14 protein-coding genes are annotated in these 14,502 nt (G+C 61.8%); 5 read left to right on the forward strand and 9 right to left on the reverse strand.

Translation table 11 applies throughout. The annotated features are described in order from the left end of the window. The coding region (locus M0654_RS02985; protein ID WP_248681773.1) for a dipeptide ABC transporter ATP-binding protein at positions 1–1,491 on the reverse strand (1,491 nt) is incomplete at its 3' end. An 18-nt stretch (positions 1,492–1,509) separates the two neighbouring features. Continuing rightward, positions 1,510–2,673: a M20 aminoacylase family protein gene (locus tag M0654_RS02990; protein WP_248681774.1), complete on the reverse strand. Its 1,164-nt coding sequence runs from the start codon at positions 2,671–2,673 to the stop codon at positions 1,510–1,512. A 328-nt stretch (positions 2,674–3,001) separates the two neighbouring features. Between M0654_RS02990 and M0654_RS02995 the strand changes: the two genes are divergently transcribed. The 3 genes from M0654_RS02995 to M0654_RS03005 all read left to right on the forward strand — a co-directional run bounded on the left by M0654_RS02995 (position 3,002) and on the right by M0654_RS03005 (position 6,716). Then, the gene (locus M0654_RS02995; protein WP_118850531.1) at positions 3,002–4,711 is read left to right on the forward strand and encodes a peptide ABC transporter substrate-binding protein; all 1,710 of its coding nucleotides are present in this window, start codon (positions 3,002–3,004) and stop codon (positions 4,709–4,711) included. A 75-nt stretch (positions 4,712–4,786) separates the two neighbouring features. After that, positions 4,787–5,797: an ABC transporter permease gene (locus M0654_RS03000; protein WP_118850530.1), complete on the forward strand. Its 1,011-nt coding sequence runs from the start codon at positions 4,787–4,789 to the stop codon at positions 5,795–5,797. Beyond that, positions 5,790–6,716, forward strand: a complete 927-nt coding sequence (locus M0654_RS03005; protein ID WP_118850529.1) for an ABC transporter permease — start codon at positions 5,790–5,792, stop codon at positions 6,714–6,716. The genes M0654_RS03000 and M0654_RS03005 overlap by 8 nt, the downstream gene beginning before the upstream one ends. A gap of 317 nt (positions 6,717–7,033) precedes the next feature. Here the strand turns inward: M0654_RS03005 and M0654_RS03010 are convergent, their stop codons facing one another. After that, positions 7,034–7,975 carry a sensor histidine kinase gene (locus M0654_RS03010; protein WP_248681775.1) on the reverse strand — a complete coding sequence of 314 codons (942 nt, stop codon included), beginning with the start codon at positions 7,973–7,975 and terminating at the stop codon, positions 7,034–7,036. 374 nt (positions 7,976–8,349) lie between these two features. After that, on the reverse strand, positions 8,350–9,144 hold the full coding sequence (locus M0654_RS03015; RefSeq protein ID WP_118850528.1) for a response regulator: 795 nt from the start codon (positions 9,142–9,144) through the stop codon (positions 8,350–8,352). A gap of 170 nt (positions 9,145–9,314) precedes the next feature. Between M0654_RS03015 and M0654_RS03020 the strand changes: the two genes are divergently transcribed. Together M0654_RS03020 and M0654_RS03025 are read left to right on the forward strand one after the other, a co-directional pair. Continuing rightward, entirely contained in the window at positions 9,315–9,497 is a 183-nt protein-coding gene (locus M0654_RS03020; protein ID WP_199925290.1) for a NepR family anti-sigma factor, read from the forward strand. Beyond that, on the forward strand, positions 9,494–10,060 hold the full coding sequence (locus M0654_RS03025) for an RNA polymerase sigma factor (protein ID WP_118850526.1): 567 nt from the start codon (positions 9,494–9,496) through the stop codon (positions 10,058–10,060). The genes M0654_RS03020 and M0654_RS03025 overlap by 4 nt, the downstream gene beginning before the upstream one ends. Positions 10,061–10,250: 190 nt before the next feature. Here M0654_RS03025 and M0654_RS03030 read toward each other — a convergent pair whose 3' ends face one another. The 5 genes from M0654_RS03030 to M0654_RS03050 form a co-directional block, all read right to left on the reverse strand. Further along, the gene (locus tag M0654_RS03030; RefSeq protein WP_150132716.1) at positions 10,251–10,706 is read right to left on the reverse strand and encodes a hypothetical protein; all 456 of its coding nucleotides are present in this window, start codon (positions 10,704–10,706) and stop codon (positions 10,251–10,253) included. 18 nt (positions 10,707–10,724) lie between these two features. Beyond that, entirely contained in the window at positions 10,725–11,069 is a 345-nt protein-coding gene (locus M0654_RS03035) for a DUF883 family protein (protein ID WP_248681776.1), read from the reverse strand. 219 nt (positions 11,070–11,288) lie between these two features. After that, positions 11,289–12,683, reverse strand: coding sequence for an amidase (locus M0654_RS03040; RefSeq protein ID WP_248681777.1), 1,395 nt, complete (start codon positions 12,681–12,683; stop codon positions 11,289–11,291). A 33-nt stretch (positions 12,684–12,716) separates the two neighbouring features. Beyond that, the gene (locus M0654_RS03045; protein ID WP_248681778.1) at positions 12,717–13,535 is read right to left on the reverse strand and encodes an ABC transporter permease; all 819 of its coding nucleotides are present in this window, start codon (positions 13,533–13,535) and stop codon (positions 12,717–12,719) included. Further along, entirely contained in the window at positions 13,532–14,482 is a 951-nt protein-coding gene (locus M0654_RS03050) for an ABC transporter permease (protein ID WP_248681779.1), read from the reverse strand. Before M0654_RS03050 ends, M0654_RS03045 begins: the two co-directional genes overlap by 4 nt. Positions 14,483–14,502: the final 20 nt, after the last annotated feature.

Consider the following 14,502-nt stretch of genomic DNA (forward strand, 5'->3'; position numbering starts at 1 on the left):
AACGTCGAGCGCCGAGACCGCTTCGTCGGCGACGATCACCTTGGGGTCGAGCATCAGCGCCCGGGCGATTGCGATGCGCTGCCGCTGGCCGCCGGAAAACTCGTGGGGGAAGCGCTTCATCATGTCGGCGGAAAGGCCGACTTTTTCGAGAAGCGCAGCTGCCTTTTCGCGCGCCTGCACCTTTGTGCCCAGCCCGTGTTCGATGAATGGCTCCATTACGGCCGAGCCGATGCTCATGCGCGGGTTGAGCGAGGCGAACGGATCCTGGAACACCATCTGGATCGAACGGCGCATCTTGCGAAGCGACGGCTGGTCGAGCTTCATGACCTCGAACCCGTCGACGCGCACTTCGCCGCTGGTCGGCGTGATCAGCCGTGTAACCGAGCGTCCGGTGGTGGATTTGCCGCAGCCTGATTCGCCAACGAGCGACAAGGTTTCACCCTCGAAGAGGTTGAACGAGACCTTTTCCACCGCGTGGACGGCGCCCGACTTGCGGCCGAACAAACCGGAATGGATGTCGAATCGCGTCGTCAGGTCCTTGACGTCGAGGATCGGCGTCTTGGTCTTGGCGACGGTATCGGTGACATCCTCCAGCACCTGCTGCTCGCCGGTCTTCACGTCGATCAGCGGGAAACGCAGCGGCAGCTTGCGATCGCCCATCGAACCGAGCCGCGGCACGGCCGAGAGGAGGGCGCGCGTGTAAGGGTGCTTGCCGTGGTTGAAGATCTCGTAGGTCGGGCCGGTTTCCACCGCATCGCCGCGGAACATCACGATGGTGCGGTCCGCCACCTCGGCCACCACGCCCATGTCATGGGTGATGAAGAGGACGGACATGCCTTCCTCTTCCTGCAGCGTCTTGATGAGGTCGAGGATCTGGCCCTGGATCGTCACGTCGAGCGCCGTGGTCGGCTCGTCGGCGATCAGCAGCTTCGGCTTGGAAGCGAGCGCCATGGCGATCATCACGCGCTGGCGCATGCCGCCGGAGAACTGGTGCGGGTATTCGTCGAACCGGTTCTTGGCGTTCGGGATGCGAACCTTTTCGAGAAGCCGGATGACCTCCGCCTTGGCCTCGGCGGTGGAGATGTTCTTGTGGACCGTCAGGGCCTCGGCGATCTGCTTGCCGATCGGGAAGATCGGGTTGAGCGAGGTCATCGGCTCCTGGAAGATCATCGAGATCTCGTTGCCGCGCACCCGGCGCATCTGTTCTTCTTGAAGCCCCAGCAGTTCGCGACCGTTCAGGAACACCTGGCCCTCGATGCGGCTCGAGTTCTTCGGCAGGAGGCGCATGATCGACAGCGAGGTGACGGACTTGCCTGAACCTGATTCGCCGACGATCGCCACCGTTTCGCGCGGCGCGACATCAAACGAGATGTTGCGCACCACGGTGCGCCACTCGTCGTTGACGCGGAAGGAGGTGGACAGGTTGCGGACGGAAAGGACGGGGGTTACCGAGCCGCCGCCTTCTTCCATGGACGTGCCGGAAAGCAACATGGGCCTCTCCTTCCTGGCTCAGGCCGCGAGGGCGGTTTCAGCGAGCGTCACCCAGTAGCTCACGCCATAGGGGATCGCTTCGTCGTTGAAGTCGTATGCGGCGTTGTGAAGGTTGGCGGTGTCGCCGTTGCCGATGAAGATGAAGGCGCCCGGACGCTTCTCCAGCATGTAGGAGAAATCTTCCGCGCCCATATGCGGCGCCATGCCGGTTTCAACAGCCTTCGGACCGGCCACCTTGGAGGCGATCTCGACAGCGAAATCAGTTTCCTGGTCGTGGTTGAAGGTGACGGGATAACCGCGGCCGTAGACCACGCTTGCGGTGGCGCCGTGGGCGGTGGCCGTTGCCTCGGCCACTTCCTTCAAGCGTTTTTCGGCGTAGTCACGGGTTTCGGGAAGCAGCGTGCGCACCGTGCCCGTCATCTTCACCGAAGCGGGGATGACATTGCTTGCCTCGCCACCGTGGATGGAGGCCACCGTCACCACGAGCGACTTCAGGGGATCGGTTTCGCGAGAAACAACCGACTGCAACGCCAGGATCACGTGCGAGGAAACGAGAACCGGGTCGACCGACTTGTGCGGCTGGGCGGCGTGGCTGCCGCGGCCGTTGATGGTGATCTCGAACGTATCAGCCGCGGCCATGATGCCGCCCTTGCGGATTGCGAAGCTGCCGACCGGAAGCTGTGGCTCGTTGTGCATGCCGTAGACCTGGCTGATGCCGAACTTTTCCATCATGCCATCATTGATCATGGCAAGCGCGCCGGCGCCGCCTTCTTCGGCGGGCTGGAAGATCAGCGCCACGGAACCCTTGAAGTTGCGGGTTTCTGCGAGGTACTGGGCAGCGCCCAGAAGCATCGCGGTATGGCCATCGTGGCCGCAGGAATGCGCCTTGCCCGGTGTCTTGGATGCCCAGGGCTTTCCGGAGGTTTCGAAGATCGGCAGGGCGTCCATGTCGGCGCGGAAACCGATCACCGGCCCTTCGCCGCGATTGCCCTTGACGACGGCCACCACGCCGGTGCGGCCGATGCCGGTTTCCACCACATCGCAGCCGAAGGACTTGAGCTTCTCGGCGACGAAAGCGGAGGTCTGGTGAACGTCGTAAAGCAGCTCCGGATTTTCATGCAGGTGGCGCCTCCACTCTGCAACCTGATCCTGCATTTCTGCGACGCGATTGATGACCGGCATGCCAAAATTCCCCGTTGTTTTTCTCGTGTTCGAACAGTGGTCGGATGAGATACTGCGCTGCGAAACGGCGACTTTGCAAGCTTCAATTTTCCGTCTTGAACGTAAAATAGGCCTATGCTTAGATGGCTCAAAATTTGTTCAAGCTCGCACAAGACGAGCAGGACAGAACTTGTTCTTGAGGCTAAGTCTAAGGAGAAAGAACAGGGAATAAATCTGCAACGTCAATATGTTGAGGAATGAGACGTTGCAGCGGCGGCACGCGCATATACCGGCAGGTCCGGGCGCCATGCACACAACTCACAAGAGAACGATAAAGGGGAATATCAGCATGAAAAACCTCAAGCTTCTTCTGGCCGGCACCGTCGCCGCGCTTGCCTTGGGCGGCACTGCCGCGCAGGCAGAACGCGGAACGGACGGGGATCTCAAGATCCTCTTCTGGCAGGCGGTTTCCACCATGAACCCGTACCTGTCGGGGGGCACCAAGGAAGTCTACGCGTCCTCGATGGTGATCGAGCCGCTGGCGCGCTACGACGAGAAGGGCGAACTGGTTCCGACGCTGGTGACCGAGATCCCGACGCTCGAGAACGGTGGGGTTGCCCAGGACCTCCTGAGCATGACCTGGAAGATCAAGCCGGACGTGAAGTGGTCGGACGGCACGCCGTTTACCGCGGAAGACGCGATCTTCACCTGGAAGTACTGCACGGCGCCGGACGGCGGCTGCGCGCAGGCGGCCCAGTATGAAGGCGTCAAGAGCGTCGAGGCTCCGGATCCGCAGACGATCAAGATCACCTTCACCGAGCCCAAGCCTTACCCCTACAGCGCATTTGTCGGCGCCCAGTCGCCGATCATCCAGAAGAAGCAGTTTGAAAACTGCGTTGGCGCCAAGGCGCCGGGCTGCACGGACGCCAACTTCAAACCGGTCGGCACCGGCCCCTTCGTCGTCAAGGACTTCAAGCCGAACGACGTGATCACCCTGACGGCCAACGAAAACTACCGTGACCCGGCCAAGCCCGCCTTTGCAAGCGTGACGCTGAAGGGCGGCGGCGATGCGGCCTCTGCTGCCCGTGCGGTTCTTGAAACCGGCGAATACGACTACGCCTGGAACATGCAGGTCGAGCCGGAAGTGCTCGCAACCATGATGAAGGCCGGCAAGGGCACGCTGGTCACCGCCTTCGGCACCCAGGTCGAGCGTATCAACCTCAACCACTACAATGCCGATCCGGCACTCGGCGCGAAGCGCTCCACCAAGGAAGCAGGTCCGCACCCGTCCTTGTCTGATCCTGCCGTTCGCCGCGCGCTTTCGCTCGCGATCGACCGCGACATCATCGATGAGGCCGGTTACGGCGAAGCTGGCAAGCCGACCTGCAACATCGTCCCCGGCCCGCCGGCCTATGCTTCGACCAAGAACGACAGCTGGTGCCTGAAGCAGGACATCGAGGGCGCCAACAAGCTGCTCGAAGATGCAGGCTGGAAGAAGGGTCCGGATGGCATCCGCGCCAAGGACGGCGTTCGTCTTTCCTTCCTCTACACCACCTCCACCAACTCGGTTCGCCAGGCGACCCAGGAACTGGTGAAGGCGATGTGGGCTGAGATCGGCGTTGACGCCGAACTGCGCAACGCTTCGGCTTCCGTCTTCTTCGGCGGCGATCCGGCAAGCCCGGATACCTTCCAGAAGTTCTATGCCGACGTTGAAATGTACACCAACAACTTCGACGGCACCGACCCTGAAAAGTACCTGGCCGAATGGCTTTGCGACAAGGTTCCGGGCCCGGAGAACGGCTGGCAGGGCCAGAACATTCCGCGCTATTGCAACCCGGAATACGACAAGCTCGTCAACGAGCTTTCCAAGACCGCGGACATTTCCAAGCGTGAAGAGCTCGCCAAGCAGCTCAACGACATGCTGACGGAAGAGGGCGCCCATATCCCGCTCATCTACCGCGGTCAGATCTCCTCGCATTCCGTCACGCTGGAAGGCGTGAAGATGAATGCCTGGGACTCCGAACTGTGGAACGTCGCCGACTGGTCGCGCAAGAAGTAACGCCACAGACCGGGCCTGCCTTCCAGGGCGGGCCCGGTCGCTGGTTTTTCTCCCGCGCCAGCTCGGAGACATTGCATGTTCACATACACTCTGCGGCGATTGCTGTTTGCAATCCCGACCCTGCTGATCATCAGCTTCGTGATTTTCGCCCTCCTGGATCTCGCTCCCAATGATCCGACGGGCGACCTGCCCCTGACCATTCCGCCGGAAGTCCGCGAACAGATCAGGGCCTCGCTTGGTCTCGACCAGCCTTTCTTCATCCGTTACCTCTACTGGCTGCAGCAGTTCTTCATCAACGAACCGCTCAATATTCTCGAAAGACTGACCGGCTGGCAGTTCGGCGATGGCGACCGCATGCGCGTCCTGTCCTGGGCAACGCGTAGCCCGGTGGTCGACCTCATCGTGCAGCGCCTGCCGCAGACGCTGTGGGTTGTTGGGCTCGCCTATCTCTTCGGCGTGTTGCTGGCGATCCCGATCGGGGTGATTTCCGCTTATCGCCAGTATTCGATCTTCGACCAGATCGGTACCTTCCTGGCGATGGTCGGTTATTCCGTCCCGACCTTCTTCACCGGCGTGCTCCTGATCGTCATCTTCTCGTCCTACCTGCAGTGGTTCCCGTCGGTCTATGACACGAACCTGGTGGTGACGGACGTGTCGAGCTTCATCCAGCAGGTAAAGCAGATGGCCCTGCCGGTGACCGTGCTGGCGCTCTACAACGCCTCGCAGATCACCCGTTTCGTGCGTGCCTCGATGCTGGACAACCTGCATCAGGACTATGTGCGCACGGCGCGTGCCAAGGGCGTGAAGGAAAAGGCGGTTCTGCTGGTGCATGTGCTGCGCAACAGCTTGATCCCGGTCGTCACCGTCATCGCACTGGGCGTGCCGACGATCTTCTCGGGCGCCATCATCACCGAACAGATCTTCCGGGTGAACGGGCTTGGCCAGTTGCTGATCACGGCAGTGCAGGGGGCGGATATCCCGCTCGTCCAGACGCTGACCTTCATCTTCGCCGTGCTGATCGTGTTCTTCAACCTCATCGCCGACGTACTTTACGGCATTCTTGATCCGAGGATCCGTTATGACTGATGCGACCATTGCCGATGCGCCGCCGGCCAAAGCGGCCACGCCTGCCCGATCCGCCTTTGCCGACATCTGGCGCCAGTTCCGCTCCCACAAGGGCGGGGTGGCCGGGCTGATCGTCTTCACCTTCATCGTGCTGGCGGTTTTTGTCGGGCCTTACATCCACCGCGTGGCGCCAAACGCCATCAACATCAAGGACAAGAACCAGTGGCCGTCGCTGGCGCATCCTTTCGGGACCGACAATCTCGGCAAGGACATGCTGGCGCAGGTGCTGGCCGGCGGGCGGATCTCGCTTGCGGTCGGCATCACGGCGATGCTGCTTGCGCTGGTGCTCGGCACGCTCGTGGGCGTGCTGTCGGGTTACTTCCGCAGGCTGGATGGTCCGCTGATGCGGCTGACCGACTTGTTCCTCGCCTTGCCGCTGTTGCCGCTGCTCCTGGTGATCCTGATGCTGTTCCGTGATACGCTTCGCGCAGCATTCGGCCCCGAGACCGGCATCTTCATCCTGATCGTGGGGGTGATCGGCATCACAAGCTGGATGCATACCGCCCGAATTGTGCGCGGCGATGTGCTGGCGGTGAAAAGCCAGGAATTCATCCTGGCGGCCAAATCGAGCGGCATGCGGGAATATCGGATCATCCTGAGGCATATCCTGCCCAACGTGCTGAGCTCGATCATGGTGTCGGCGACGCTCGGCATCGCCTCGGCGATCATCACGGAATCGGCGCTCAGCTTCCTCGGGCTCGGCTTCCCGTCCGACTTCCCGACCTGGGGGCGCCTGTTGTTCGATGGCGCAAACTTCCTGCAACTGACGCCGTCGCGCGTCCTGTGGCCCGGTCTGGCGATCTCGCTCACCGTGCTCAGCGTCAATTATATGGGTGACGCGATCCGCGATGCGCTGGATCCACGGGCGCTCAAACACTGAGGCTCACGCCGGAAACGCGCGGAAATGGCGGCCTTGTGCCGCCATTTTATTTTTCTTCGCCGACCCTCAAAAATAATTGCGACGGAGCGGAACCAAAGTCCGGGCGGCCCGTTATGTGAGTGTTCGAAGGCGACCCCCCGTCCCCCGCCCTACAAAGCCTTCGGACATACTCTTCAATCCCCCTCGAAGAGACGAACTGGGTCGGCTCCGCAAAATCGGAACCGACCCAGCTCAGTTTTGGGCATCTGTTTCCTCACGACATTCGGATAACCGCGGAAGCGGCACGGTGTGCCTGCGCATTTGCAGATGCCGTGCGCCTATTCTGCGCCGGTTTCCAGCGGGAAGGTGAGGCGGTAGCTGATGCGCTCCTTGGAGATCACATAGGTCGCCTTGCCGTTCACCGAAGCGGGAACGACGCGCTCAAGCACCGTGCTGCCGAAATGCGCCTTCAGCGCCTCGTCATGCTGGTCCGGCTCGCTGCCCTCGTCGAGCACCTCGTCCCACACCATTTCAAGCATGTCGTGATCATTGATCTGCGTGCGCGTGCACGTGACGTTGATCACCCGGCCGCTTCGCAACAGCGAGCCGTGGCTGACGGCGTTGACGATGAGCTCGTGTAGGGCAAGGCCGAGATGCAACGAGGCATTCGGAGTGAGCAGCAGGTTGTCGCCGTGAACGCGCACCAGGTGCTTGTTCTCCGGCAGGTATTTCTCCGTCTGCTGCTGCACCAGTTCAAAGAAATAGGCGCCGCGCCAGCTGGAATCGGTAATCAGGTCCTGGCTCTGCGAGAGCGAATAAAGCCGCCCGCGGAACTTGTGCAGGAAAAGTTCCAGCGATCCGGAATAGCGTGCGGTCTGCAGCGCAATGCTTTGGATGATCGCGAGGAGGTTCTTCGAGCGGTGGCTGACTTCACGGAGAAGCGCGCGCAACAACCTTTCGCGATGGCGCTCCTCGGAGCGGTCGATGATGGTGGTGACGAGATGCACGCCACCCTTGGCGAATTCGACGGCCTGGACGCGGAACTCGTAGACTTGTTCTGTTCCGACGATGATTTCGATATGACCCTTGTTGCCCGCTTCCCGGATGTCAGCCTTCAGCGCAGCCAGGCGCGCGGCAACCTCCTCGCCAAACAAGCTGAGGTCACTCGGGGTGGACTTGTGCTCCACCGCCCAGATCTCAGGAAGGTTGGTGACGAACAGATATTCGCGGTCGGCGTTCTGGATGATGATGCTCGCCCCTAGGTCCACCAGGGCCGGCATGAAGAACTCGCGTAGCTTGTCATCACTCTGACCAGCTTGCTGCCATGTCAGGGGATGCACCAATTCATTCACTCCGCCTGGTTGCTTCTGGGACCGCCGGACGCCTCGAATATACGGCATCCAAAATGTGCGAGCATCCGTTTCTTCGGGGCATCACATGTGCCGGCATCCGACAGTATGTGCCTGACAAGGTAAAGAAAGTCGTGCCAATGGCTCCGTCACAGCCGGTCGGGCCAGCAGCGAAGCGAACCGAGATCCGGCAGAAAAAGCGGCAGATGCATTCGACGTCATAGGTATCTCCGTTTGAATACCCACAACATCACGCAGTTGCCGTTTGTTCCTGCCGGTCATTTCTTCATCTGTGGAAGATCGTCTTATGCAGCCGCCTTCACTGCCTCATTGAAGAACAGCGCCTGGCTGATCAGCGCCTTCACCATGTCCGGGTTGAACGGCTTGGTGACCAAGAAGGCCGGCTCCGGACGCTCGCCGGTGAGCAGCCGCTCCGGGAAGGCGGTGATGAAGATCACCGGTACGCTCGACGACTTCAGGATTTCGTTGACCGCGTCGATGCCCGAGCTGCCGTCGGCGAGCTGGATATCGGCGAGCACCATCTTGGGGTTCGACGAGTTGAACAGTGCCACGGCTTCCTTGTGGGTGCGGGCAATGCCGGTGACGCGGTGGCCGAGGTCCTGTACCATCTGTTCGATGTCGAGCGCGATCAGCGGCTCGTCCTCGATGATCATGATATCGGTTGCGACCTGGCGCGAGATTTCGCGGGTGGCTTCGTCGAGCAGGCGGTTCACTTCGGCAACGCTGACATCCAGTACTTCCGCAGTTTCTTCAATGGTGAAGCCTTCAACGGAGATCAGCAGGAATGCGTGGCGCGCCTGAGAGGGAAGAGCCGAAAGATTGGCCGCAGCGCGCTGTTCCCAGGCAAACGGCGACTCGATCGGGCGGATCTCGATGTTCGTGGAACCAAAAATTGCGACGAACAGTTTGTAGAGCGAGACGCGATCCTTCGACGACTCCGGAAAAATGGACACGTCTGCGATCAGAGCTTCCAAGACAGCCGCAACGTAGGCATCTCCCGAAGTTTGTGATCCGGTGACAGCTCGAGCGTAGCGGCGCAGATATGGAAGGTGAGACGCAACGCGTGTGGTAAGTGACATACAAAATCTCCCCTGGTGCCCAGACGGGCAATTGACCTGTAGTGAACGTGGGTACCAAAAAAATGTTCCGCAAGGTGGGAACTTTTTTTCTCGTCGCGTATTATCCGCGGACGATATCGTAACAGGCTGCCCGCGTGATGAGTGACGAAGAGAACAGAAACCCGAATGATATGACAGTTCTACAATCGAGTGAAGTCAAACCGGGAGCGGTGCAGCCAAACGCATCGATTTCTAGAAAACTGCGCGAGTTTTACGACGCCGTGCAGGAAGAAGGCATCCCCGATCGTTTCCTTGATCTTCTTGAACGTCTTGAACAGGCGGAAAAGAACGCAAAGTCGGTGAATGCAAAATGAGCCAGGAGGAAGAGATCGACGACCGCGGCTTCAAGCGGGACCTCCTTTCGTCTCTGCCCAACCTGCGTGCCTTCGCCGTGTCCCTGACCGGACGACACGACAAGGCGGATGACCTTGTGCAAGACACGATCATGAAGGCCTGGGCCAACCAGTCCAGCTTCACCGCCGGCACCAATATGCGCGCCTGGCTCTTCACCATCCTTCGCAACGAATTCTACAGCCAGATGCGCAAGCGTGGCCGCGAAGTGCAGGACAGCGATGGCCTGTTCAGCGAGCGCTTCTCTGTGCACCCGGAACAATATGGTCGCCTCGACTTGCAGGATTTCCGCAAGGCGCTCGACAAGCTGCCGGATGACCAGCGTGAAGCGATTGTCCTGGTTGGCGCTGCGGGCTTTGCCTACGAGGAAGCAGCGGCGATTTGCGGATGCGCCGTTGGCACCATCAAGAGCCGCGTGTCGCGTGCACGCACCAGGCTCCAGGAACTGCTTGGCGTTTCCGGCGAGAGCGACTACGGCCCGGATGCCGGTGACGCAGCAATCACCGCACGCGCCTTCGGAAGCTGATCGCTTCCACCTCACCAAAACAAAAGCCGTCCGATGATCCATCGGGCGGCTTTTTCTTTGCCGGATGCCAAGCTGAGGTGTCACTGAGAGCCGCAGATCGTAGGGCGGGCGTACCGTCTTGGAGCCGGCACAAAAGAAATCGGCCGCCTGACGAACAAGCGGCCGATCCAGATAAACAATATTGTTTCGATCAGTAGTCGGTGGGGTCTTCGTAGCGGCGCTTGGTGCCCATCGTCTTCATCATCAGGAAGCCAAGCCCACCCGCAGCAGACAAAAGTAGCAGCGGCTTCGACTTGATGACCGCCGGCAGTGCAGAAAGCGCGGCCGTCATCATCAAGGCCTTGCTGCTGTTGGCGGAAGCGGCTTCACGCTTGCGGCGTTCTTCAGCGCGGTTGGCGGCAGAGGCCCAGATCATCAGGATGAGCGCCAGAAAGAATGCGCCGCCGGCCACGGAAAGGAGCGCGATTGGTAGGCCCAGAGTCTGGCCGAGATAAATGGCAAGTGCTGCAACCGCCAGAACATAGGCCGTTAGCAGAAACAGCAGCGCGACCGAATAAAGCAGCGCGTTGCGTTTCAGCTTGCGGGTGAATGTCGCGATGTCGACTGCGGCAAACGAAGCCAGAACCGGCCCCAATCCTGTGAGCATGTCAGCCGTCCTATGCTGTTAGCGGCGGGTGATCAGCGCGAAAAGGAAACCAACGCCGGCAGCGATCGCAACAGACTGCAGCGGGTTGCTGCGGATCTGGCGCTCGAGGTCGCGCTCCAGCGACTTTGCCTGCTCGCGGGCGGCATCCACCATCTGCAGCGAGGCATCGGCGGCATCGCTTGCGGCGCGGCGAGCCTTGCCCTTCACTTCGTCCGCCTTCTCGTTGCCTGCCGCGGCGACGCTGCGGGCAAGGTTGCGGATGTCTTCACGAAGCTGCTGGAGCTGTGCCTCGATGTCGCTGGCCGAGCCATCGGTCCGATTGCTGTTGAAATCGCTCTGGCTACCGGTCGTCGTCGTAGGCATGTCTGTCTCCTTTGGATCGGGCGTTGGAGCGCACCGCGAAAGCGGCGGCTTTCAGAAATCATCTGCACCGAGCGGCCGAGGGAGATGGATCAGGATCCACTGTATGTGAGAATGCCTCTTGTCCCCGTCCACCTCCGCAAGCGTCATCGGCTCGCGTGGTGCTGCGGGCGGTAAACGCGGCGAAACCGTGAAGGTTCCCGTGTACGTGAAACAAAGTCGCTACGCTGTCGGCGGTTCCGGCCAGCGGGTGATGCCGCCCGTCCATTGCTCGAAAGCGCGCGACAGCTTCAGCACCGCGAGGTCGCCAAACCGCGGCCCGACGATCTGCAGGCCGATCGGCATGCCGGAAGAGGAGAAGCCGCAGTTGATCGAGGCCGCGGGCTGCTCCGACATGTTCCACGGTACGGTGAAGCCGATGTGCTCGAAGGGTTTGGACGGATCGTTCGTGGGCGAGGCCCAGTCGGCGGGATAGGATACGATCGGGTTGGTGGGAGACAGCACGGCGTCGACGCGGGTGAACAGGGCGCCGGCGGCCTTGCGCATCTCGATCGTCTGGTTGAAACCGCGCACCGCCTCGACGCCGGAGATATAGGTGCCGCCTTCAGCCCATTGGTGGATGTAGGGCAGGATGAGTGCCCGCCGTTCCTCCGGCATCTTCTCGATGTCGCCCCAGAAGCGTGCCCGCCAAAAGTTGTCGAGCCCGTCCAGCATGACGCGTGTCATGATCGGCTCGACGGGGATGATCTCCGCGCCGGCCTCCTCGAAATGCCTGGCGGCCATGGTGACGGCATCGCGCACCTCGCCCTCGACGGGCAGGCCGATGCCGGCCTCCAGCATCAGCCCGATCTTCATCCCCTTGAGGTCGATTTCGAAATCCATCCAGTCGAAGTCGTTCGGGGGCAGCGACGTCCCGTCCCGCCAATCGGGCCGCGACAGGGTGGCCATGGAGATTGCCGCGTCATCCACCGTGCGCGTCATCGGGCCGGCGCAGCGACCGACATAGAACGGGTCGACCGGGATGCGGCCGTGGCTCGGCTTGAAGCCATAGAGGCCGGTCCAGCCGGCGGGCAGGCGGACGGATCCGCCGATATCGGTGCCGATATGGAGGGGGCCAAAACCGGCAGCGCCGGCAGCCGCTGCACCCGCACTGGAGCCGCCGGGGTTCTGCGTCAGGTCCCATGGATTGCGGCTCAGGGGGTGGAAGCTCGACAGGCCGGAGGAGAGCATGCCGTAGTCCGGGCAGGTGGTCTTGGCAAAGATCACCGCGCCGTCTTCGCGCAGGCGCGCTGCTGCCGGGGCATCCTCGGCGGCAGGCACAAGCTCGACCGCGGCAGTGCCCAATGGCACCGGGTCGCCCTTGGTGGCAATCAGTTCCTTCAGCGTCACCGGGATGCCGTCGAGCAGGCCAAGCGTCTCGCCCTTCATCCAACGGTCGGTCGAGGCTGCCGCCTGCTGTCGCGCGCTCTCGGGATTGTAGAGATACAGCGCCTGGACATGCGGCTCGAACGCCTCCACGCGCGCCTCCACCGCCGACCAATATTCGGAAGGAGAGAGCGTTTTCGCTGCGTACAGCGCAAGGATTTCCCGGATCGTCAATTTCAACAGGTCATGCATGGCAGTATCTTCTTCTCGTCATGAAAATCGGGATCAGCCGTCGTTGCGAGGGTCGAGCAAGTCTCGCAGCCCGTCACCCAGCATGTTGAGACCCAGAACGGCAAAGGCAATGGCAAGGCCCGGCATCAGCGCAAGCCAGGGCGCCTGGCCGAGATAGGTCTGGGCATCGGCCAGCATGCGGCCCCAGGTCGGGTTTGGCGGCGGCATGCCTAGCCCTAGGAAGGAGAGACCTGCTTCCGTCAGGATGGCCAGCCCGAGCTGGATGGTGACCTGCACGATGATCTGGTTGGAAATGTTGGGCAGGATATGGACGAGCGTGATGCGGCTTTTGGAGCGCCCCATGCCGATCGCCGCGACCACATAATCGCGCGTCCAGATCTGCAGGGCCGCACCCAGCGTCAGCCGCGCGAAGACCGGCACCATGAAGGTGCCGATCGCGACGATGGCGGTGAAGCGGCCGGAGCCGATGAAGGCCCCCAGCATCATGGCGGAAAGGATCGGCGGCACGGCAAAGATGATGTCACAGCCGCGCATGACGAAGACTTCCAGCCAGCCGCGACGCATGGCGACGATGACGCCGATCGCGGTGCCGACACAGGCGCCGAGCGCTACTGCGAGAAGCGATGTCGAGAGCGAGTTCCAGGCGCCCACCATCAGCATGGAGGCAACGTCGCGGCCGAACTGGTCAGTGCCGAGCAGGCCGAATTCCAGCGGCGCCTTCAGCTTGTGGACGATATTCATCTTGGCCGGTGGCAGCGGCGTCCAGACCAGCGACAGGAGCGCAACCGCAAACAGCGCCACGGTGATGACAAAGCCGATGATCAGGACGGGGCGGTGCAGGGCGCGGATCATTGCGCATCCGCCCGCAGGCGCGGGTCGATCAACAGGTAAACGAGATCGACCAGGAAATTCATGAGGATGACCAGCGCGGAGAAGAACAGCACGACGTCCTGCATGACGATGATGTCGCGCTGGGAAAGCGCCTGGTAGGCGAGCCGGCCAAGGCCCGGCAGGTTGAAGACATTCTCCACCAGCACCGCCCCGGCGATGAGGAAGGTGAATTGCAGGCCGAGCATGGTGACCACCGGGATCGCCGCATTCGGCACCGCATGACGCCAGATCGCGGTGCGTTGGCTGACGCCCTTTGCAAGCGCGGTGCGCACGTAATCCTCGTTCATCACCTCCAGCACGGCCGCGCGGGCGACGCGGGTCAGCACGCCGGCCTGCGGCAGGGCGAGCGCAATGGCTGGCAGGAGCAGCGCCTGCAGCCCGGCAAGAAGGCCGGCGTCCCATCCGGGGAAGCCGCCCGCCGGCATCCAGCCCAGCATGGAGGAAAACAGGATGATGAGCAGCAGGCCTACCCAGAAGGCGGGCACTGCAATGCTGACATAGGAGAGGAGACCGACGACATAATCGAACAGGCCGTTGTGGCTGCGCGCGGCCTGTACGCCGAGCGGGATGGCGATGAGGATCGACAGGAGGACCGCCATCAAGGCAAGCGGGATGGTGACCGCCAGCCGCTCCGCGATCAGTCCTGCGACCGGCACGCCATAGGTATAGGACTGGCCAAGGTCGCCCTGAAAGACGCCGGAGAGCCAGCCGAGGTAACGCAGCGGCAGCGGTTGATCGAGCCCGAGCTGGGTCCTGAGCGCCGCCAGCGTGTCGGGGCTCGCCGACGTGCCAAGCATGATGGAGGCCGGGTCGCCCGGAAGCAGGTCCATCACCGTGAAGATCAGCAGCGACACGACGATCAGCGTGACGATGAGGCTGATGATGCGGCGGATGAGGATGGCGATCATGTTTGTGTCCGCCTCGCATC

Origin of the sequence: Neorhizobium turbinariae (assembly GCF_023223505.1) — a bacterium.
Classification (GTDB): Bacteria; Pseudomonadota; Alphaproteobacteria; order Rhizobiales; family Rhizobiaceae; genus Neorhizobium; species Neorhizobium turbinariae.

What these genes read in the sequence shown, in the direction of transcription:
- M0654_RS02995 (WP_118850531.1), top strand. Translation starts at nt 3,002, where the DNA reads ATGAAAAACCTCAAGCTTCTTCTGGCCGGCACCGTCGCCGCGCTTGCC.
- M0654_RS03030 (WP_150132716.1), bottom strand. Translation starts at nt 10,706, where the DNA reads ATGCTCACAGGATTGGGGCCGGTTCTGGCTTCGTTTGCCGCAGTCGAC.
- M0654_RS03005 (WP_118850529.1), top strand. Translation starts at nt 5,790, where the DNA reads ATGACTGATGCGACCATTGCCGATGCGCCGCCGGCCAAAGCGGCCACG.
- M0654_RS03040 (WP_248681777.1), bottom strand. Translation starts at nt 12,683, where the DNA reads ATGCATGACCTGTTGAAATTGACGATCCGGGAAATCCTTGCGCTGTAC.
- M0654_RS03050 (WP_248681779.1), bottom strand. Translation starts at nt 14,482, where the DNA reads ATGATCGCCATCCTCATCCGCCGCATCATCAGCCTCATCGTCACGCTG.
- M0654_RS03020 (WP_199925290.1), top strand. Translation starts at nt 9,315, where the DNA reads ATGACAGTTCTACAATCGAGTGAAGTCAAACCGGGAGCGGTGCAGCCA.
- M0654_RS03010 (WP_248681775.1), bottom strand. Translation starts at nt 7,975, where the DNA reads ATGCCGGCCCTGGTGGACCTAGGGGCGAGCATCATCATCCAGAACGCC.
- M0654_RS02990 (WP_248681774.1), bottom strand. Translation starts at nt 2,673, where the DNA reads ATGCCGGTCATCAATCGCGTCGCAGAAATGCAGGATCAGGTTGCAGAG.
- M0654_RS03025 (WP_118850526.1), top strand. Translation starts at nt 9,494, where the DNA reads ATGAGCCAGGAGGAAGAGATCGACGACCGCGGCTTCAAGCGGGACCTC.
- M0654_RS03000 (WP_118850530.1), top strand. Translation starts at nt 4,787, where the DNA reads ATGTTCACATACACTCTGCGGCGATTGCTGTTTGCAATCCCGACCCTG.
- M0654_RS03015 (WP_118850528.1), bottom strand. Translation starts at nt 9,144, where the DNA reads ATGTCACTTACCACACGCGTTGCGTCTCACCTTCCATATCTGCGCCGC.
- M0654_RS03045 (WP_248681778.1), bottom strand. Translation starts at nt 13,535, where the DNA reads ATGATCCGCGCCCTGCACCGCCCCGTCCTGATCATCGGCTTTGTCATC.
- M0654_RS03035 (WP_248681776.1), bottom strand. Translation starts at nt 11,069, where the DNA reads ATGCCTACGACGACGACCGGTAGCCAGAGCGATTTCAACAGCAATCGG.